13 protein-coding genes are annotated in these 19,591 nt (G+C 64.3%); 8 read left to right on the top strand and 5 right to left on the bottom strand.

What is annotated here, in order from left to right:
* The first annotated feature begins 129 nt into the window (after nucleotides 1-129).
* From FKZ61_RS06935 to purN, 5 genes are all read left to right on the top strand, one after another.
* Nucleotides 130-2,409, top strand: coding sequence for an MFS transporter (locus tag FKZ61_RS06935; RefSeq protein WP_229964171.1), 2,280 nt, complete (start codon nucleotides 130-132; stop codon nucleotides 2,407-2,409).
* A 41-nt stretch (nucleotides 2,410-2,450) separates the two neighbouring features.
* Nucleotides 2,451-4,679 (top strand): MFS transporter, encoded by a 2,229-nt coding sequence (locus FKZ61_RS06940; protein ID WP_170199386.1) that lies wholly within the window; start codon nucleotides 2,451-2,453, stop codon nucleotides 4,677-4,679.
* Nucleotides 4,680-4,934: 255 nt separating this feature from the next.
* Nucleotides 4,935-6,140 carry an MFS transporter gene (locus FKZ61_RS06945; RefSeq protein ID WP_141609354.1) on the top strand — a complete coding sequence of 402 codons (1,206 nt, stop codon included), beginning with the start codon at nucleotides 4,935-4,937 and terminating at the stop codon, nucleotides 6,138-6,140.
* Nucleotides 6,137-7,165, top strand: a complete 1,029-nt coding sequence (gene purM, locus FKZ61_RS06950) for a phosphoribosylformylglycinamidine cyclo-ligase (protein WP_141609355.1) — start codon at nucleotides 6,137-6,139, stop codon at nucleotides 7,163-7,165. Before FKZ61_RS06945 ends, purM begins: the two co-directional genes overlap by 4 nt.
* 118 nt (nucleotides 7,166-7,283) lie before the next feature.
* Nucleotides 7,284-7,883: a phosphoribosylglycinamide formyltransferase gene (gene purN, locus FKZ61_RS06955; RefSeq protein WP_141609356.1), complete on the top strand. Its 600-nt coding sequence runs from the start codon at nucleotides 7,284-7,286 to the stop codon at nucleotides 7,881-7,883.
* Between the two features lie 36 nt (nucleotides 7,884-7,919).
* Here purN and FKZ61_RS06960 read toward each other — a convergent pair whose 3' ends face one another.
* Nucleotides 7,920-8,207 carry an FmdB family zinc ribbon protein gene (locus tag FKZ61_RS06960; protein ID WP_141609357.1) on the bottom strand — a complete coding sequence of 96 codons (288 nt, stop codon included), beginning with the start codon at nucleotides 8,205-8,207 and terminating at the stop codon, nucleotides 7,920-7,922.
* A gap of 927 nt (nucleotides 8,208-9,134) precedes the next feature.
* On the opposite strand from FKZ61_RS06960, the gene FKZ61_RS06965 reads away from it, so the two are divergent.
* The 3 genes from FKZ61_RS06965 (at nucleotide 9,135) to FKZ61_RS06975 (ending at nucleotide 12,757) form a co-directional block, all read left to right on the top strand.
* Nucleotides 9,135-10,793: an ABC transporter substrate-binding protein gene (locus tag FKZ61_RS06965; RefSeq protein ID WP_141609358.1), complete on the top strand. Its 1,659-nt coding sequence runs from the start codon at nucleotides 9,135-9,137 to the stop codon at nucleotides 10,791-10,793.
* 103 nt (nucleotides 10,794-10,896) lie between these two features.
* Nucleotides 10,897-11,838: an ABC transporter permease gene (locus FKZ61_RS06970; protein WP_141609359.1), complete on the top strand. Its 942-nt coding sequence runs from the start codon at nucleotides 10,897-10,899 to the stop codon at nucleotides 11,836-11,838.
* 31 nt (nucleotides 11,839-11,869) lie between these two features.
* Nucleotides 11,870-12,757 carry an ABC transporter permease gene (locus FKZ61_RS06975; RefSeq protein ID WP_141609360.1) on the top strand — a complete coding sequence of 296 codons (888 nt, stop codon included), beginning with the start codon at nucleotides 11,870-11,872 and terminating at the stop codon, nucleotides 12,755-12,757.
* Nucleotides 12,758-12,867: 110 nt separating this feature from the next.
* Here the strand turns inward: FKZ61_RS06975 and FKZ61_RS06980 are convergent, their stop codons facing one another.
* The 4 genes from FKZ61_RS06980 to FKZ61_RS06995 form a co-directional block, all read right to left on the bottom strand.
* Nucleotides 12,868-14,289 carry an MATE family efflux transporter gene (locus tag FKZ61_RS06980; RefSeq protein ID WP_170199387.1) on the bottom strand — a complete coding sequence of 474 codons (1,422 nt, stop codon included), beginning with the start codon at nucleotides 14,287-14,289 and terminating at the stop codon, nucleotides 12,868-12,870.
* Nucleotides 14,290-14,635: 346 nt separating this feature from the next.
* Nucleotides 14,636-15,055 (bottom strand): isoamylase early set domain-containing protein, encoded by a 420-nt coding sequence (locus FKZ61_RS06985; RefSeq protein ID WP_141609362.1) that lies wholly within the window; start codon nucleotides 15,053-15,055, stop codon nucleotides 14,636-14,638.
* A gap of 531 nt (nucleotides 15,056-15,586) precedes the next feature.
* Nucleotides 15,587-18,070 carry a leucine--tRNA ligase gene (gene leuS / locus FKZ61_RS06990; RefSeq protein ID WP_141609363.1) on the bottom strand — a complete coding sequence of 828 codons (2,484 nt, stop codon included), beginning with the start codon at nucleotides 18,068-18,070 and terminating at the stop codon, nucleotides 15,587-15,589.
* Nucleotides 18,071-18,513: 443 nt separating this feature from the next.
* Nucleotides 18,514-19,452: a branched-chain amino acid transaminase gene (locus FKZ61_RS06995; protein ID WP_141609421.1), complete on the bottom strand. Its 939-nt coding sequence runs from the start codon at nucleotides 19,450-19,452 to the stop codon at nucleotides 18,514-18,516.
* Between the last annotated feature and the right edge of the window lie 139 nt (nucleotides 19,453-19,591).

Raw genomic sequence — 19,591 nt, forward strand, 5'->3', positions numbered from 1 at the left:
GGCCAGTGGGCACCTGGGGTTTCAGATGCACCCCGGGAGGGTTCCTGTTTTGCGGCCGCCGGCCCATCAACCATCGGCGTGTGGCCAAGGCAGTACGGCAGCCCGCCACGGGGTTGGATGTGCGTATCCATGTCTCTGTCAACGACCCTTTCCGATTCGCAGGCAACCTCCTCCCAAGAACCGACCACGGTGGAAAAGTTGCGCGGCCTGCCCTGGAGCATCTTCTCCAACGCCGCCAACACCGTCTTTGCCCAGTTCACCTTCTTCGGCTCGGTCTTTGTCCTCTTTCTCAGCGACCTGGGCATGAGCAAGGCCCAGATCGGCTTTCTGCTTTCTCTGCTGCCCTTTTCCGGGTTGGTGGCCCTCTTCATCGCACCGGCGGTGGCCCGCTTCGGCTATAAGCGCACCTACATCACCTTCTTCACCCTGCGCAAGTTCATCACTGCCGGTCTGCTGCTGACGCCCTGGGTGTTGTCCCGCTACGGCCGGGAAACCATGGTCCTATACGTCACCCTGATTGTGGCCGGCTTCGCCCTGGCCCGGGCCGTGGCGGAGACCGGTGTCTACCCCTGGATCCAGGAGTACATCCCCAACTCGGTGCGGGGCAAATATTCGGCCACCAACAGCATCTACACCACCCTGACAGGGCTCCTGGCCGTGGGCGTGGCCGGCTTCACCCTGGGCTACTTCTCCGGCCTGACCGGTTACATGGTGCTCATTGCCGCGGGGGTCTTCTTCGGCCTGCTCTCCGCCTGGGCAGCCACCTTCATCCCCGGCGGCGCGCCCGACCGTAGCCCGGGCCGGCAGGCGTCCCTGATGCGGGACATGTTGGCCACCCTGCGGGATGCCAACTTCCTGCGCTATCTCATGGGCGCGGCCCTGATCACCCTGGGCACGGTGCCCATGGGCTCCTTCCTGCCCCTCTTCATGCAGGAGCAGGTGGGCCTGGCGGCCAGCCACATTGTCCTGATCCAGTCGGGGACGCTGGTGGGGACACTGCTTTCCAGCCTGGCCTGGGGCTGGGCCGCGGACCGCTATGGCAGCAAGCCGGTGATGATCTCCGGCCTGACGTTGAAGCTGCTCCTGCCCGTGGCCTGGTTCCTGATGCCCCGCCACAGCCCCCTGAGCCTGCCCGTGGCCCTGGGCATCGCCGTGGTGGTGGGCATCTCGGACATCGGCTGGGCCATCGGCGCGGGGCGGCTGCTCTTCGTCAGCGTGGTGCCGCCCGACAAAAAGATGGCCTACATGGCCGTCCACTACGCCTGGGTGGGGGTGGTGGGAGGCCTGAGCCAGCTGGCCGGCGGCTGGCTGTTGAGCCTGTCGGCCAACCTGCAGGGCCAGGTAGCCGGCTTCACGTTGGATCCCTACACGCCCCTCTTCGCCCTGGCCTTCATCCTGCTGCTGGGCTGCCTCTGGCTGCTGCTGGGGATGCGGGCCGACAACGTCTACGGGGTGGGGCAGTTTGCCGGCATGTTCTTCCGTGGCAACCCCTTCCTGGCGGTGAACGCCCTGGTCCGCTATTACGCGGCCCGGGACGAGCGGGCTGCCGTCTCCGTGACCGAGCGGCTGGGCCAGGCCAAGAGTCCCCTGGCAGTGGACGAGCTATTGACTGCCCTGCGGGATCCCCGTTTCAACGTGCGCTTCGAGGCCATCATCTCCATTGCCCGCATGCCCCCCGAGGACCGCTTGATCCAGGCCCTGATCGACGTGCTCAACGGCACCGAGCTGGCCCTGGGGGGCGTGGCTGCCTGGGCTCTGGGACGCATGGGGGATCCCCGGGCCATCGAGCCCCTCCACGCGGCCCTGGATTCCCCGTACCACTCCATTCGGGCCCATGCGGCCCGGGCTTTGGGCGCGCTCCACGACACCAGCGCGGTCCCTATCCTCCTGGCCCGGCTGCCGGTGGAGCAGGACAAGGGCCTGCAGATGGCCTACGCCTCGGCCCTGGGTAACATCCGGGCCCGGGAGGCCCTGGAGCCTATCCTGAAGCTGATGTACGCCACCCAGAACGAAGGCGCGCGCCTGGAGCTGGCCCTGAGCGTGGCCCGCATTACCGGCGATGAACATACCTTTGTGCAGCTGGTGCGCCAGATGCGGGACGACCCGGGCACTGCCGCGGCCCAGGCCCTGGCGGCCTTCCGCCGGCGTCTGCAGCGGCTGCGGTCCGGCCCGGAGGCCGAGCTGGCCGCCCTGGAAGCGGCGGAAGGCGCCTTTGCCCGGGGGCATCTGCACGAGGGCGCGCAGCGGCTGGCCGCGCTGCTCCATCAACTGCCGTCCACCTGGTTTGAGGAGCACGGCGGCCAGGTCTTGGCTGAATGTGCCCGCCGTCTGGAGGAATCTGGGGAGAGCCGGCAGGAATATTTGCTTCTCGCCTTGCACCTGTTGCCCCTCTCCCTCACCCCACCCTGATTGCATGCCGACCCCCTGGGCCGGCTGGATGGTATGAACCCATGAGCACAGAACCCACCACCGTCGAAAAGTTGCGCGGGCTGCGTTGGAGCATCATCTCCAACGCCATGAACACCGTCTTCGTCCAGTTCACCTTCTTTGGCTCGGTCTTCGTCCTCTTCCTGGACGCGCTGGGCCTGAGCAAGACCCAGATGGGCTTCCTGCTCTCCCTGTTGCCCTTCTTCGGGCTGGTGGCCCTCTTTGTGGCGCCGGCGGTGGAGCGTTTTGGCTACAAGCGAACCTACCTGACCTTCTTTGGCGTGCGCAACGTGGCGGCCGCTGGCCTCCTGTTGACGCCGTGGGTACTCTCCCATTATGGCTCCCAGGCGGCCCTGCTCTACGTGGCGGTCATCGTGGCCCTCTTTGCCATGCTGCGCGCGGTGGGGGTGACCGCCAGCTTCCCCTGGGTGCAGGAGTATGTGCCCAACAACGTGCGGGGCAAATACACGGCCACCAACAACATCTTCACCACCCTGACCGGCTTTGTCGCCGTCACCGTGGCCGGCTTCGTCCTGGCCCGTACCCAGGGGCTCACCGGTTTCATGATCCTGATCGGTGCAGGTGTGGTCTTCGGCCTGATCTCGGTGGCCTTCGCCGCCTTGATCCCCGGGGGCGCGCCCCGCGCAGATCAGAGCCGGGAGGGGACAGGCCGGGACCTGGGAACGGCCATCCGGGATCGGGATTTCCTGGCCTACCTGGCCGGCGTGGGGCTGCTCACCCTGGTGACGGTGCCCCTGGGCTCCTTCCTGCCCCTCTTCATGCAGGAGCAGGTGGGCCTGGATGCCAGCAAGGTGGTGTGGCTGCAGACAGGGACCCTGTTGGGCAGCCTGCTTTCCAGCTACCTGTGGGGCTGGGCCGCGGATCGCTACGGCAGCATCCCTGTGACCCTGTACGGCCTCAGCCTGCGCGCGCTGCTGCCCATCTGCTGGATGTTGATGCCCCGCCACAGCGATTGGAGCCTCCACGTGGCCCTGGGCATTGCCCTGTTGCAGGGCATCGCGGACATGGGCTGGGGCATTGGCTCCGGCCGCCTGCTCTACGTCCGCATTGTCCCGCCGGACAAGCGTACCGACTACATGGCCCTCTACTACGCCTGGATCGGCATCGTGGGCGGCGTGAGCCAGCTCATGGGTGGGCGCATCCTGGACTACACCCAGGGGCTGAGTGGCCAATTCTTCTTCCTGCCGGTGGATCCCTTCCTGCCCCTCTTCCTGGCCGGCGTGGTGTTGCCCATGGTCAGCTTCCTGTTGCTGCGCAGCGTCCACGAGGAAGCAGGCGTGGGGATGGGCGAGTTTGCGGGCATCTTCCTGCGGGGCAACCCCTTCCTGGCCATGAGCTCCATGATCCGCTATCACCTGGCCAAGGACGAGCACGCCACGGTGCTGATGACCGAGCGCCTGGGCCAGGCCAAGAGCCCCCTCACGGTGGAGGAGCTGCTGGAGGCCCTGGCCGATCCCCGCTTCAACGTGCGCTTCGAGGCCATCATCTCCATCGCCCGCATGGTGCCGGACCCCCGCCTGACCGCCGCGCTGATCCAGATCCTGGAGGGGACGGAGCTGGCCCTGACGGTGGTGGCGGCCTGGGCCCTGGGGCGCATCGGCGATCCGGCTGCCATCCCGGCCTTGCGCCGGGCGCTGGATTCCGACTACCGCTCGGTGCGGGCCCACAGCGCCCGGGCCCTGGGCGCGCTGGGGGATCGGGAGATCGCGCCCCTGCTGTTGGAACGTCTGCTCCATGAGGAGGACAAAGGGCTGCAGATGGCCTATGCCTCAGCCCTGGGCAACCTCCAGGCGGTGGAGGCCACCGGCCCCCTGCTGCAGCTTCTGGACACCATGGCCAACGAGGGCGCCCGCCTGGAGCTGGCCCTGAGCCTGGGGCGGATCGTGGGCGAGGAGCACAACTTCATCCAGCTGGTGCGGCAGGTGCGCGGCGACGCGGGCACGGCCATGGCCCAGGCGGTGGCCTCCCTGAAGCGCAGGGTGGAGAAGCGGGTGAACGCCGGCCTGCCCGCGGCGCTGGATGCATGCGCGGACCTGCTGGCCCGAAACAACCTGGCGGCGGGCACCCGCCAGCTGGCCCAGATCCTGGAGCGATTGCCCACCGACAGCCTGCACCCCTGGTCCGTGGCTATCCTGGCCGAGTGCCGGGTTCACCTGGCCCAGGATGGCGCGGATCGCATGGAGTATGCGATTTTGGCTTTGCATGTGTTACAGGTAGACTGGCTTCAGTAAGACCTGATACAGCCGGTCTTGGGCCGATGAGTAGGACCACAATCAACCGCGGTACGTCCATCGGCCCGGTGACGAGGCATTGAAATGCCTCGCTGGGGCAGGAAATCCGTTGAAAACGGATTCAAGCCGGGCACCATCCGCGCCGGGGAGTGCGTTTCAACGCACTTGGGGTGTGCCAGCCGATGATTTCAATCATCGGCCCAAGGCCGGCCACGGTTTCATGCAGAGCTACCTGAACTTGACGGAGCAAGGACTTTGCGGAATTCCCTCCTCCTGCCGGTCTATGTGCCGACCCTGATTCTGGCTTTCGGCACAGGCATGCTGGTGCCTGTGCTTCCCCTCTACGCCCGCTCCTTTCAGATCTCCTACGGGCTGGTGGGGTTGGTTCTGGCCAGCCGTGGGCTGGGGAACCTGGTGGGGGACGTGCCCGCCGGGATCCTCCTGGGCAAGATGGGCCAGAAGTGGTCCATGCTGGTGGGGATCGCCGTGCTGGCCGTCTCCATGCTGGCCATGAGCTGGGCCCGTTCCGTGGTGGAGCTGGTGTTGTACAGCTTTGTGGCCGGGGTGGGCATGGCCATGTGGAACATCTCCCGCCACGCCTACATCACCAACGCCACGCCCCTCCAACGGCGGGGGCGGGCTAACTCCATCTTCGGCGGCATCAACCGCATCGGCAGCTTCGTGGGGCCGGCGGTGGGCGGCGCCCTGGCCACGGCCTATGGCCTGCGGGCGCCTTTTGTGCTTTATGCGGCCGTGTCCGTGGTGGCGTTGGCCATTTCGGCCCTTTCTGCTGAAGACAACGACGCCATCCGGGTGGAATCCCGGGGCGGACTGGGCGGGCATACCCGACACCTGGCCCAGCTCCTGCGCAGCCACGGTTACATCCTGGCCACTGCTGGCACGGGACAGCTCCTGGCCCAGATGATCCGGGCCGGGCGTCAGACCATCGTGCCCCTGTTTGCCTCCGATGTCCTGGGGCTGGACGTGCAGGCCATCGGCTGGATCGTGACCCTCTCTGCCTTCGTGGACATGTCCATGTTCTACCCCGCGGGCTACATCATGGACCGATTCGGCCGCAAGTATGCCTATGTGCCCTGCTTCGCCATCCAGGCGGTGGGCATGGCGCTGATCCCCTTCGCCACCGGCTTCTGGAGCATGCTCATGGCCACCTTGCTCATCGGCTTCGGCAATGGCCTGGGCTCCGGCACCATGTTGACCCTGGGGGCCGACCTGGCGCCCAAGGAGTCCATGGGCGAGTTTCTGGGCATCTGGCGGTTGATCGGGGATTCTGGCCAAAGCGGCGCGCCCCTGGTGGTGGGCGGCGTGGCCGATCTCTTGGGCCTTTCTCCCGCCACCTTTGTGATTGCCGGCGTAGGCCTGGCCGCGGCCCTGGTGCTGGGCCTGCTGGTGCCCGAGACATTGCAAACAGAGAAGAAGACCCCTGCGGAGGTGCAGGCATGACAGGCAGCGCGCGCTATCGAGAAGCAGGTGTGGATATCGACGCCGCCAACCGGGCGGTCTCTTTGATGAAGGACGCGGTGCGCTCCACGTACACCCCCGGCGTCCTGGCCGATGTGGGCAGCTTCGGCGGCCTCTTCGCCCTGACCCAACTGCCGGCCCGGCCGGTGCTGGTGGCCTCCACCGATGGCGTGGGGACCAAGGTCAAGCTGGCTGCTCAACTGGGCCGCTGGGAAAGCATCGGCCACGACATCGTCAACCACTGCGTTAACGATATCCTGGTGCAGAACGCCCGCCCCCTCTTCTTCCTGGACTACGTGGCCACCAGCCGCCTGATGCCGGAGGCCGTGGCCGCGGTGGTGACGGGCATCGCGGCCGCCTGCCGGGCAGCCGGCTGCGCGCTCCTGGGCGGGGAGACGGCCGAAATGCCGGGCGTCTACGTGGAAGGGGCCTTCGACCTGGTGGGGACGGTGGTGGGCCTGGTGGATCAGGCGGAACTCCTGCCCAAAACGGAACGCATGCAGGCCGGCGACCTGCTGTTGGGGCTGCCCAGCAGCGGTCCCCACACCAACGGCTACTCCCTGATCCGGCGGTTGGTGGCAGAGCGGGACCTGCAGGAGAAGCTGGCGGACGGCCGCACCCTGGCCGATGCCCTGCTGGCGCCCCACCGCAGCTACCTGGCCGAGGTCGACCGGCTACAGGCAGCCGGGGTACGCATCTGGGGGATGGCCCACATCACTGGCGGCGGCTTCTGGGAGAACATCCCCCGGGTGCTGCCGGATCACCTGGGTGCCCAGGTGGACGTGGACGCCTGGCCTGTGCCTGTGCTGTTTCAGGAGCTGGTCGCCTGGGCCGGCCTGGACGTGCAGGAGGCCTACCGGGTCTTCAACATGGGCATAGGCATGGTGCTCATCATCCCGGCTGCCGCGGCGGCGCAGGCGATGCAGGCTGAGCCGGAAGCCCGGGTCATCGGTCGCCTGGTATCCCGCTCACCGGCGGATCCACCTGTCCGGCTGGTGGGGGCGTAATACCGATTGCCTGATCAAAAGGCATCGTCGGTCCGGTTTCCATACCGCACCGACGAAATCATGCTTGACGGCAGGGACCACAGATTACAAGGATTACACATACATCGATTATCCAACCATGACGAGCAAACTGGCTGTACTGATTTCGGGTAACGGCTCCAACCTGCAGGCCATCATCGACGCCATCCGGGCCCGGATGCTGGACGCCGAGATCGTGGTGGTGGTCTCCAATCGAAAGAACGCCTATGGCCTGGAACGGGCGGCCCAGGCGGGCATCCCCACCCGCTATCATCCCCTAAAACCCTACCGGGATGCCGGGCGCAGCCGCCAGGAATACGACGCGGATCTGGCCCGTATCCTCCAGGAGTACCGGCCGGACTGGGTCGTGCTGGCCGGCTGGATGCACATCCTTAGCGACGCTTTCCTGCGCCACTTCCCCTACCGGGTGATTAACCTGCACCCGGCGCTGCCCGGCCAGTTCCCCGGTGCCACGGCCATCGCCGATGCCTTCGAAGCCTACCAGCGGGGCGAGATCAAGGAGACCGGCGTCATGGTGCACCTGGTGCCCGACGAACAGGTAGACCGGGGGCCGGTGGTGGCGTCGGAGGCGGTGCCCATCTACCCCAGCGACAACCTGGAGACCCTGACCAACCGCATCCACCAGACCGAGCATCGACTGTTGGTGGGCGCCCTGCGTCGCCTGTTGGAGGGCGACTGACACGCCTTTGGCGGGCAGGGCCACCCTGGGCGCAGGTTACGAGCTGGCGGCGCGGGGTTGCTTTCCGGCTCGCAGCTTGTCGATCTGCTCCTTCGGCGTGATTTTCGCCAGGCGTTCCTCCTGGGCCCGTTGGGCTGCCTGTTCACTGGGCGTCAGCCCCCCCAGCGCGCCCAGCACGGCCACCTGGGAGATGACCCGTTCGGTCTGTTCGCTGCCACATTGAGGGCAGGGGGGCGGCGGGCTTTCCCCGGCGGCGCGGATGGAGGGCCAGAAATGGCTGTAGGTATGGCTGCAATCCAGACAGGTGTATTCGTAGATCGGCATCAGCTTCCTCCAGCATCAGGCGTTGGGTCTCGGTGACGATGGTGGGCCAGTACAGTCTGGCGTCAATATCCCGGCAGAAATTCCGGGTGCCCTCTGGGCGCGCTCCCTCTGGTGGAACCTATCGGCGAATTTCTGCCGGGATTTACCAGATTGAATTTTCCGGCTTGCCTTCCCATTATTTTACCCACCGCCGGTTTCAGTCAAGTCAATTTGCTTCCCAAAGGTAGCTGTTCAGCCCCATCTTCCTGGTCCTTTCCCCCAATGGAAAAACGACCCACGGTTCTTCTCCCCTCCTCCTTCGCCGCAAAGCGGCCACTATCTTCGCACTTTGTTTTCAGCCACAGATTCCACGGATTACATCGCCTCTGAGGATGCTCCCTCCGTATATGGACAACTATGACAACTATCGGGAAGGACTGAATCCGTGCTCATCTGTGGCATCCATGGCTCGAATCAAATTTGCAAAGGTAGTGCGGGGAGCGGGGGAAAAAAGCAGCTCCTAAATTCAAGTTGACAATTCCAATCGCCTACGGTATTTTAGAAACTCCGGCGGGGTGCGTATTCTCCCGAGCCTTGGGGCCGGGACAAAGTCGCCCCTTTGGTCGTGCTTTGTGACCCTTCCCTCCACCGGCCCCGGCTTAGCGCCCGCCTCCGTGTCTGCGGATAGACCATTTTCGGGCAAAATCAGCACGTTCGCTGTGTCATCCCAGGGCGACGGCATTTCCGACGCCTGGCGCTGCCAATCTCTGGGATGCCGGCCACGGCAGCCTGTCCATCGCAGCCTATCCAGGCCCATCTCTGGACACCTGCCAACGCCGGCCAGGTCCCCTTTCTGGACCGGGCACACCGCAGGTCATTGGGTGCGTCGGCACCCCGTACGCACCCCAGGTCATCGGTCATTTCAACCCAGTGAAAGGAGTCGTCTTCATGCGGAAACTGCTCTTCGTAGTTGCCCTACTCATGTTATTGGTCGTGGCCGGCTGTGCCGCGCCTGCCCAGCCCGCTGCCGATACAGGCCAGGCAGCCCCTGCCACCGGCGGCGAAGAAGCGGCCGAAGCGGCCGAAGCGCCTCTGCTGCGCTTTGGCATCAACGCCGCCGATTTGGGCACCCTGGATCCCCACTTTGCTTCCTCCACCAACGACCGGACGGTGGTCAGCATGATCTTCAACGGCCTGGTGCGCTACAAGCCGGGCGAAGCGCCCGAGATGGAGCCGGACCTGGCCACGGCCATCCCCGAACCCGAGATCGTGGATGGCAAGCAGGTCTGGACTTTCGAGCTGCGCCAGGGGGTCATGTGCCACCCCAGCCCGGAGACCGAGGCCTACGAGCTGACCGCGGATGACGTGGTCTACTCCCTCACCAAGTCGGCCAACCCGGATCGCTCGGCCTACGCCGGCGAATACACGGGCATGACCGTCGAAAAGGTGGATGACTACACCGTGCGCATCACCCTGGACCAGCCCCTCTCGCCGGTGCTCTTCCTGCCCAAGGTGGCCGACTACGCGGGCGGCTTCATCGTTTGCAGCAAGGCGGTGGAAGCCCTGGGTGACGAAGCCATCAAGACCCACCCGGTGGGCACCGGCCCCTTCATGTTCGACAGCTACACGCCCCAGGACCGGGTGCGGCTGGTGGCCAACCCCGACTACTTCCGGGGCCAGCCCAAGCTGGGCGCGGTGGAAGTGCGCTACATGCCCGACATCAGCAGCCGGGAGCTGGGCCTGAAGGCTGGCGAGCTGGACGTGATCTCCGGCCTGGATGAGGCCCAGTGGATCGAGGATGTCAACAGCGATCCCAACCTGCAGGTGGACGTCTTCGGCGTGGGTGAGGTGGCCACCATCCACTTCAACACCACCGTGCCGCCCCTGGACAACCCAGACGTGCGCAAGGCCATCGCCTACGCGCTGAACCGGGACGAGTTCCTGGCCCTCTTTGGGCCGGGCGTGGCGGAAAACGTCTACTCGCCGGTGCCGGCCCAGTTCATGCCCGGCGGCCTGACCAAGGAAGAAGTAGAAGCGCTGGGGCTGGACTACAGCTACAATCCGGAGAAGGCCCGGGAGCTGCTGGCCCAGGCCGGCCTGGCCGACGGCTTCAGCCTCTCCGTGGTCTCCTCGGAGATGCCGGCCTACCGCAAGATCTATGAGAGCATGCAGGCCCAGCTGGCCGCGGTGGGCATCAACCTCCAGGTGGACATCGTGGATCACTCCACCATGCACACCAAGATCCGGGAGGATGTGAATCCCATCGTGGTCTACGTGGCCTTCCGGCCCAACGCCGACGTCTACCTGACCCGCTTCTTCCATTCCGATTCCATCGTGGTCACCGGTGCCAAGCCGGACACCAACTTCTCCCACTACGACAAGATCGACGACCTGATCGAGGCTGCCCGGGTCGAGACCGATCCGGACAAGCAGATCGAGCTGTGGAAACAGGCCCAGATCCAGATCCTGGAGGACATGGTGGCCCATACCCTCATGTACCAGAACCAGGTCTACGCCCGCAACACCGCTGTGGACTACGGCCACCCCCTCAAGGCGGTGCTGAACCTGAATCCGCAGATCACCGAACAGACCCAGATCGTGCGTTAACCCATGGCCGTCGGGGGTGGGCGAACCGCTCGTCCCACCCCCGGCCCCATGGCCCGATGAAGCGGGCCGGCTATCGTCCGACACTCACCACGGGTAAACCCCTATGCTGATTTATACGGTACGGCGTCTACTGTTGTCCATCCCGACCCTGCTGGCAGTCCTAACCCTGGTCTTCGTGATCGTCCGGGTCCTACCTGGTGATCCGGCCCAGGCAGCCCTGGGCGACTACGCCTCCAAAGAGGCGGTGGAAGCCCTGCGGGCGCGCATGGGCTTGGACAAGCCGCTGGCGGTCCAGTATGTGACCTTCCTGGCCGGCCTGCTGCGGGGCGATTTGGGGAATTCCATGAAGAGTGGAAAGCCGGTGGCCGAGCAGATCGGCTTTGTGTTGCCCCATACCCTGCAGTTGACCCTGGCTTCCATTGTGGTGGGGGTGGTCTTCGGGGTGCCGTTGGGCATCGTCACCGCGGTGCGCCGCAACGGCCTCATGGACTACTTCGGGCGCATCTTCTCCCTGGCCGGCCTTTCCATCCCGGCCTTCTACCTGGGCATCTTGCTCATGTTGATCTTTGGCCTGCGCCTGGGGTGGTTTCCCATCCTGTGGAATGACGCCCGGGGCAATCTGATTGCAGCCATCCGCCAATTGGTGTTACCGGCGTTGACCCTGGGTCTGATCATGACCGCCTACGTCACCCGCATGACCCGCTCGGCCATGCTCAACATCCTGGGGGAGGACTATGTGCGCACGGCCCGGGCCAAAGGACTGGCAGAACGGGTGGTGATGTTCCGGCACGCCCTGCGTTCTGCCCTGATTCCTATCGTCTCCATCGTTGGGATCTTCGCGGTGAGCCTGATCGGCAGCTCGGTCATGACCGAAATCGTCTTCTCCCGCCCTGGGCTGGGGAAGCTCATGGTGGATGCCGTCAAACAGCGGGACTACACCACCCTCCAGTCGGTGATGGTGGTCTACGCCTTTTTGATCGTGATCATCAACCTGGTGGTCGACCTCCTCTATGGCCTGGTGGACCCGCGGGTCCGCTACGATTGACCTTTTCCTTGAGCCGTGTATAGGTGACTTCATGCAGGGTGCCCAAACCATCGATCTTGCTGTCCAACTTCCCCAGACCCTGACCCAGCGCCAGCGCATGTGGCGGGCCTTCACCCGCAACCGGGTCGCCGTGGTGGGCCTGGTGCTGGTGATCCTCATTGCCTTCGTGGCGGTGGCCGCGCCCTGGTTGGCCCCGGCCGATCCCATTGCCCAGGCGGCGCGGGAACGCCTCTCCCCGCCCAGCCCGGCCCATCCCCTGGGGCAGGACAACTATGGCCGGGATATTCTCTCCCGCCTGATCTACGGGACCCGCATCTCCCTGCTGGTGGGTATCCTTTCGGTGTTGTTGGGCGCCTCTGTGGGGACGGCCATGGGGGTGATCGCGGGGTATCGGGGAGGATGGGTGGAAGCCATTCTCATGCGGGTGGTGGACACCCTGCTGGCATTCCCCGACCTGATCACCGGCCTGCTAGTCCTGGCCGTGTTGGGGGGCGGGCTGGACAAGATGATCATCGCCATTGGGATCGTCATCTCACCCCGTTTTGCCCGCCTGGCCCACGGGCCCACCCTGGCCCTGCGGGAGAAGGATTTTATCAGCGCCGCACGGTCCATCGGCGTGGGCCATATTCGCATGCTCACCCGGCACATCCTGCCCAACATCGTGAGCGAGCTGCTGGTGATGGCCAGCCTCTGGACCGCGTCCGCCATCCGCATTGAAGCCAGCCTGAGCTTCATCGGCCTGGGGGTGGCGCCGCCCACGCCCACCTGGGGCCAGATGATCAACGACGGAACCCAGTATCTCACCAGCCTGCCCTGGTTCTCGGTGGCGCCCGGCCTGGCCATCCTGGTCACGGTGATGGCCTTCAACCTGTTGGGGGACGGGCTGCGGGACGTGCTGGATCCTCGCATGCAGAATTGACCGGCTATTACAGTCTGGCGTAAATACCACGGCAGAAATTCGTCGATAGTATCCACCAGGAGGTAGTGCCGCCGCATTTCTGCCGTGATTTACTATTTGAATGTGCCGGCTCAGCTGAAAGCCGCCACCAGCTTTTCCCGGGTGATGGCCCGGCGGAAACGGCGCAAGAGCAGGGTAGAAGTCACCGGCGCCACCAGCAGGAACGCCACCCACACCGTGGCCAGCCCCCCGCCCATCAAACGTAACAGCAGTGCCCCCAGTAGCACCGACGTCCAGACGCCGATGGTGTTGACCCGCAGGGGGTACTGGGTATTGCCCGTCCCCCGCAGGGCCCCCCCCTGGACGAAGAGGACGGCCCAGAAGGGCATGGTCAGGGCCAGGGGACGGAAGGCAGCGGCGCCCATCTCGATCACGGTCGGATCGTCGGTGAAGATCCCCATGATGGCCCGGCCGAAGAGGAAGAAGACCACGCCCAGGGACCCCATCCAGATCAATGCCCACTCGGTCGCGATGCGGGCAATCATCCAGCCTTCTGCCTGACGCCGGGCGCCGATGCTCTGCCCCACCAGGGCGGTGGCCGCGATACCGAAACCGATGCCCGGCAAAAAAGCCACCGACAGGGCGTTGAAGGCGATGCGGTGGGCGGCCAGCGCCAGGGTGCCCAGGCGGGCCACCACGATGGTGAGGACCAGAAAGCCCACCGAAATCAACATCTGCTCCAGGGCGGCTGGAATGCCGATGCGCAGGATGTTGCGGGCCAATTGCAGGCTGGGCCACCAGCCCTGACGTCCCCGGATGGTGATGCCGTGTCTTCCTCGCCAGAGAACCACCAGGAGGATCGCTACACCCAGGGCCCGAGAGAGAAAGGTGCCCCAGGCACTCCCCACAGCCCCCAGCTCCGGCATGCCCAACCGACCGAAAATCAGCCCGTAGGTCAGAACCACATTGACCAGGTTGGCGCACGCGGTGATCAGCATGGGCGTGCGGGAGTCACCCGCACCCCGCAGCACACCCCCGCCCAGCAGCAGCAGGGTCAACACCACCACCGTCCCCATGGTCACCTGGAGATACTCGGTACCGATGGCGCTGACGGCCGGCTCCATGCCGAAGATGGCGATAAGCCACTCCGCGCTGAAGAGCCCGGCCACAATAAGGGGAATGGAAATGATGACGCTCCAGACCAGGGACTGCTTGGCCAGCCGGCTGGCCCGGGCAAAGGCCTGGGCTCCCACCGCCTGGGCCACCAGGACCGAGCTCCCCACCGAGGTGGCGCTGAGGGCCGAGATGATGAAGAACATGATCTGGATGGCTGCACCCACCCCGGCGATGGCCTCGGCGCCCAGTTGCGCCACCATCAAGGTATCCACCACCCCCAGGAGAGTCTGGAGGAAGTTTTCGCTGATCACCGGCCAGGCCAGGTTAAAGACGCGTCGCCTGAGGGAAAGCTCCGTGGGGTCATCCCCTGGCGGCTGGGGATGATCGTCTGCCGGGTCAGGGCCCGCTACCTCGGGAAATTGCTCACGCTCTTCCACCCAGTTCCTCCTGCTGAATTCTGTGTGTCGTATCGAGGGGCGTAAGCGCGCCTGGTGCATCGGCGGGTTCGGCCCCACATCGTAGGTCCAGTTTCCCGGCTGGCGACAGGCGCCGGCACGTTTGCTCTCCGCGCGCTTCGGCCCCGCGGCGTCGGTCGTGGCGAATGTCTGAAGCCTTTACTATAACAGATGTGAAAGGGGAGCAGAAACTGGCGGGGCGTTGATCTTCATGGGAACGGGCAACCCAGGGGTGGGGAGAAAGAAAAAAAACGGGGTAGACAACGGAAAGCTGTCTACCCCGGGCAATGGCCTGTAAAAAGTCCTGGTCTGTTTGCGCCAGCCGGTATCAAGCGGCCAGGCTGTAGCGCCGGCTTCCAGGTTGGTGGGGCGCCACCTTTTCCGGCAGGGACAGGGCTTCGTTCAGCTCATGGACCAGCCCATTCTGGAGGACGGTGAGTTCTTCCTCGGGCAGCTCGGCCCGCACCACACTGTTTTCGGTGCCGTAGTTGTTGGTGGTGAAGCCATCGGCGTGAAAATCAGTCCGCCACTGGCCGTCGATCAGGTAGCGAAACTCGTAGCTCTGCCCTGCCGGTAGCTCCACTTCCGCACGCCACACGCCGTCGTGGTCCTGGCGCATGGGAGTGGCCGTCTGATCCCAGTTGTTGAAATCGCCGGTCAGATAGATCCGGTCGGCCCAAAGACATGCGGGGAGTTCAAAAACGACGCGTACGTAACCGGGTCTCGAAGCTTTAAACTTGCGAATCATGGCCTGTCCTCCTTCGGGTCAAATGCCGGGTTGGGTCCTGCATCAAGAATCTGACCTGCGAATTCCACCGAAAATTCGGCAACGGCTACCCGCTCGGCGGGTGACCGTCTGAGTTCCCTGGAATCTCCGTCAGATAATACGGATTGATAAGAGCGAATTTATCGATCCCGGCCGTGACCCGTTCTCCTGTCGGGCTGGCAGTGGTTCATGGATGCCTGCAGTGGGTCTGCGATGAAAGCTCGCCACAGGCTTGCTATGATACAGGCTACGTCTCGCAACTTAACAACAGGTTACAGAATCTTAATGGTTGGGTTAAAGTTCATCCCTGGTAGCTTTACTGCTTTCGATAGTATAGACCATTGAACGAAAAAACGAAAGGGTCCTTTGTCCTAAAATCAATCTGAATGATTTTGTGCCGCCGGAGTCGACAGGTGCACCCCAGAATGTGGCTTCAGGGCAAAAGCAGGGGGACAGCCAAAACGTCCACTGTCCCCCCCTGGCCAGCTTATCGGATTCGATGCTTGTGGCGGTTCATCCCACCACGATATTCACCAGCCGGTCCGGCACCACGATCACCTTGCGCACCTGTTTGCCGTCGATCCACTTCTGCACGTTGCCCAGGGCCAGGGCCTGGCTTTCCAGGGTGGCCTTGTCTGTGCCCGGGGAAACCAGCAGCTTGTCCCGGACCTTGCCGTTCACCTGGACCACCACGGTGATCTCCTCCTCCCGGGCCTTTTCCGGATCTCCCTCAGGCCAGCGCTGCAGGTGTACGCTTTCGGTGTGGCCCAGCCGATGCCACAGCTCCTCGCTGATGTGGGGGAAGATGGGCGCCATCAGCAAGATCAGCGTCTCAATCGCTTCCTGCCACAGGGCGCTGCCATAGACAGGCGTCTCCTTGAGCCGCAGCAGCAGGTTGTTCAGCTCCATCATGGCGGCAATGGCCGTGTTGAAGCGGAAGTTGGCGATGTCGTCGGTCACCTTCAGGATGGTCTGGTGCAGCTTGCGCTCCAGGGCCCGTAGCTCCTCCCCGGCCGGCTCGGCCTCCTGCTGGGCCGGGTCGCCCTCTTCCACCACCACATGCCAGACCCGGTGCAGGAAGCGGCTGACCCCTTCAATGGCGCTGGGATCCCACGGCCCGCCCAGTTCCCAGGGGCCGATGAACATCAGGTAGCCCCGTACCGTGTCTGCCCCGTATTTCCCCACGTAGTCGTCGGGGTTGACCACGTTGCCCCGGCTCTTGGACATCTTCTCCCCATCCGGCCCCAGGATGGTCCCCTGGTTGAACAGGCGCAACATGGGCTCGTCGAAGTTCACGATGCCCAGGTCCCGCAGGGCCTTGGTGAAGAAGCGGGTGTAGAGCAGGTGCATGGTGGCGTGCTCAATGCCGCCCGTGTACTGGTCCACCGGCAGCCAATATTCGCCCTTTTCTGGATCCCACGGCATGTCGTCGGCGTGGATGGTTTCCCCGGCCTTCCAGTAGGGCGAAACATAGGCGTAGTGGTACCAGCTGGAGCACATGAAGGTGTCCATGGTGTCGGTTTCCCGCTCCGCGTCGCCGCCACAGCGGGGGCATTTCACATAGCGGAAGCCGGCGTGGTATTTCAGTGGGCTTTCTCCCGTGGGCTTGAACTCGGCATCGTCGGGCAGGCGCACGGGCAGCTCTTCGTAGGGGACGGGCACCGTGCCACACTGGGGGCAGTAGATGATGGGGATGGGCGCGCCCCACATGCGCTGGCGGCTGATCAGCCAGTCCCGCAGGCGGTAGTTGACCGCGGCCTTCCCCTTGCCCGTCTCTTCCAACCAGGCGGTGACCTTCTTGGCCGCCTCCTTGACGGGTGTGCCGTCGAAGGGGCCGCTGTTGATCATGAAGCCTTCTTCCTTGGAGTCGTAGGCTTCGGTCAGGGGGCCGTCTTCGCCGTTGGGGCCGCTGATCACCCGGCGAATTTCCAGGCCAAACTTTTGGGCAAACTCGAAGTCCCGCTGGTCGTGGGCGGGGACGGCCATGATGGCGCCGGTGCCGTAGCCCATCATCACGTAGTCGGCGATCCAGATGGGGATGCGCTCGTTGTTGACCGGGTTGATGGCGTAGCCGCCGGTGAAGACGCCGGTCTTCTCCTTGTCGGTGGCCGTGCGGGTGATCTCGTCCAGGCGGGCAGCGGCGGCCTTATAGGCCTGGACCTCCTCCCACTGTTCCGGCGTGGTGACCTTGTCCACCAGCAGGTGCTCCGGCGCCAGCACCATGAAGGTGGCGCCCCACAGGGTGTCGGGGCGGGTGGTGAAGATCACCACGGGGTCGCCCTGCTCCGTGTGGAAGGTGACTTCCGCGCCCTCGCTGCGGCCGATCCAGTTGATCTGCATCACTTTGACCCGCTCCGGCCAGTCGATCTGGTTCAGCCCCTCGATCAACTCATCGGCGTAGCGGGTGATGCGGAACTTCCACTGTTCCAGCTCTTTCTTGATGACGGGGGTTCCGCAGCGCTCGCAGTGGCGATCTTCTCCCCAGACCTGCTCCCGGGCCAGGGTGGTGTTGCAACTGGGGCACCAGTCCACCGGCGCGTATTCCCGGTAGGCCAGGCCGGCTTCATAGAATTTCAGGAAGAACCACTGGGTCCACTTGTAATATTCCGGGTCGCAGGTAATGGCTTCCCGGTCCCAGGCCCACATGGCGCCCATCTGGCGCAGTTGTCGGCGCATGCGCTCGATGTTGGCGTAGGTCCACTCTTTGGGGTGGATGCCGTGCTTGATGGCGGCGTTCTCCGCGGGCAGGCCGAAGGCGTCGAAGCCGATGGGGAAGAAGACGTTATAGCCGTTCATGCGCCGCCAGCGGGCCGCCGCGTCGCTCGGTGTGAACGCGTACCAGTGGCCGGTGTGCAGGTCGCCCGAGGGATAGGGTAACATGGTCAACGCGTACCATTTGGGCCGCTCGGGGTCTTCCACCGTCCGGTACAGCCCTTCTTCTTCCCAAATTTTTTGCCACTTGGGCTCGATTTCTTGTGGATTATATCGATCGGACATGGACGTCGCTCCTATGGGTCAACGCTCGTGAAGGCTTGAATATCAACGGACGCTGATAGTTGCCAGATGCTGGCATCGGCTGCGCGCCATGCGGCCAGGCATCCGCTTCTCGGCCTGTCAATTCTGGCGCTATGAGACAGCCTGGTCATCAACAGCCTGAATTGGAAAAACAGCGAGAGTGGGGTGTGGCCCGCGCGCAGGTCAGCGGGCTAGCTAAGCGCGAGGATACCGCCCACCGAACCGGCGGTCAAGGGGAAGCGACTGGACGAAAAAATCTTCGCAACATACCGGCGTGCATTCATAAATTTTATTGTATCACAACCGGTCAAGTTCTTGAAAAATTCTTCCGCATTCACACAGGGGCACAGAGTAGAGACGCACGGCCGTGCATCTCTACTCTGTATATCTCTACTCTGTGCGTCTCTATGCTCTATGGACGGGCCTCAGCCGGCGCGGACCGTTTCAGCCAGGCTCACGGGCGTGAACCAGTTCCATTTGTCGGGCAGCTCGCCCCGGATGATGCCGAAGAAGACATCCTGGATGCTCTTGGTGATGGGGCCGCGGCCGCCCTTGCCCACCGGCAGCCGATCCACCGAGCGAACCGGGGTGATCTCGGCGGCCGTGCCTGTGAAGAAGATTTCGTCGGCCAGGTAGAGCATCTCCCGGGGAATGGTGGTCTCCCGTACGGTGTAGCCCAGGTCCCGGGCAATGGTGATGGCGCAATCCCGGGTGATCCCCCCCAGGATGCTGTTGCCCAGGGGGGGCGTGTAAATTTCACCTTTGTAGATGAGGAAGATGTTCTCGCCGCTGCCCTCGCTCACGTAGCCGTTGATGTCCAGGGCGATGCCCTCGTTGAAGCCGTTATCCTTGGCTTCCATGACCACGTTCTGGCTGTTGACATACTGGCCGCCGATCTTGGCCAGCGCGTTGAGGGTGTCGGGGGCCATGCGGCGCCAGCTGCTCACCTGCACGTCCACGCCCTTTTCCAGGGCTTCGGCGCCCAGGTAGGCGCCCCAGGGCACCGTGGCCAGGATGGCGTCCACCGGGCAGCCCCGGCCGTCCACGCCCAGGGAGTCGTAGCCCCGGAAGACCAGGGGGCGGATGTAAGCGCTGCGGTGTTGATTGGCGCGCAACACCTCGGCCGTCACCTGCATCCACTCGTCGACGGTCAAGGGGGATGGAATGCGGGCGACTTTGCAACTGAAGAGCAGCCGTTCGAAATGTTCGGGCCCCCGGAAGATGGCCGGGTTCCCGTCCCGTTCGTAGGCGCGGATGCCCTCGAAGACGCTGCTGCCGTAGTGCAAGGCGTGGGTGAAGACGTGGACCTTCGCCTCGTCCCACGGGATCACCTTGCCATTCATCCAGATATAATCAGCCCGCATGGCCATAAGGCGTTACTCCTTGTCGCTTCAGTTGTTCCGGGTGGCTTGTTCCCGGTTGGGTGGAAAACAGGGAATTCGTTGTCCGCTATTATACAAAGGATGGCCGACCTTTGTCATGTTTGCCCGACGGCTGGGCGCA

The sequence above is a fragment of the Litorilinea aerophila genome (assembly GCF_006569185.2).
Lineage (GTDB): Bacteria > Chloroflexota > Anaerolineae > Caldilineales > Caldilineaceae > Litorilinea > Litorilinea aerophila.

Bases quoted from the DNA above. Each gene is read 5' to 3' on its own strand.
- FKZ61_RS06935 (WP_229964171.1), top strand. From the start codon at position 130: ATGTCTCTGTCAACGACCCTTTCCGATTCGCAGGCAACCTCCTCCCAA.
- FKZ61_RS06940 (WP_170199386.1), top strand. From the start codon at position 2,451: ATGAGCACAGAACCCACCACCGTCGAAAAGTTGCGCGGGCTGCGTTGG.
- purM (WP_141609355.1), top strand. From the start codon at position 6,137: ATGACAGGCAGCGCGCGCTATCGAGAAGCAGGTGTGGATATCGACGCC.
- purN (WP_141609356.1), top strand. From the start codon at position 7,284: ATGACGAGCAAACTGGCTGTACTGATTTCGGGTAACGGCTCCAACCTG.
- FKZ61_RS06960 (WP_141609357.1), bottom strand. From the start codon at position 8,207: ATGCCGATCTACGAATACACCTGTCTGGATTGCAGCCATACCTACAGC.
- FKZ61_RS06965 (WP_141609358.1), top strand. From the start codon at position 9,135: ATGCGGAAACTGCTCTTCGTAGTTGCCCTACTCATGTTATTGGTCGTG.
- FKZ61_RS06970 (WP_141609359.1), top strand. From the start codon at position 10,897: ATGCTGATTTATACGGTACGGCGTCTACTGTTGTCCATCCCGACCCTG.
- FKZ61_RS06975 (WP_141609360.1), top strand. From the start codon at position 11,870: ATGCAGGGTGCCCAAACCATCGATCTTGCTGTCCAACTTCCCCAGACC.
- FKZ61_RS06985 (WP_141609362.1), bottom strand. From the start codon at position 15,055: ATGATTCGCAAGTTTAAAGCTTCGAGACCCGGTTACGTACGCGTCGTT.
- leuS (WP_141609363.1), bottom strand. From the start codon at position 18,070: ATGTCCGATCGATATAATCCACAAGAAATCGAGCCCAAGTGGCAAAAA.
- FKZ61_RS06995 (WP_141609421.1), bottom strand. From the start codon at position 19,452: ATGCGGGCTGATTATATCTGGATGAATGGCAAGGTGATCCCGTGGGAC.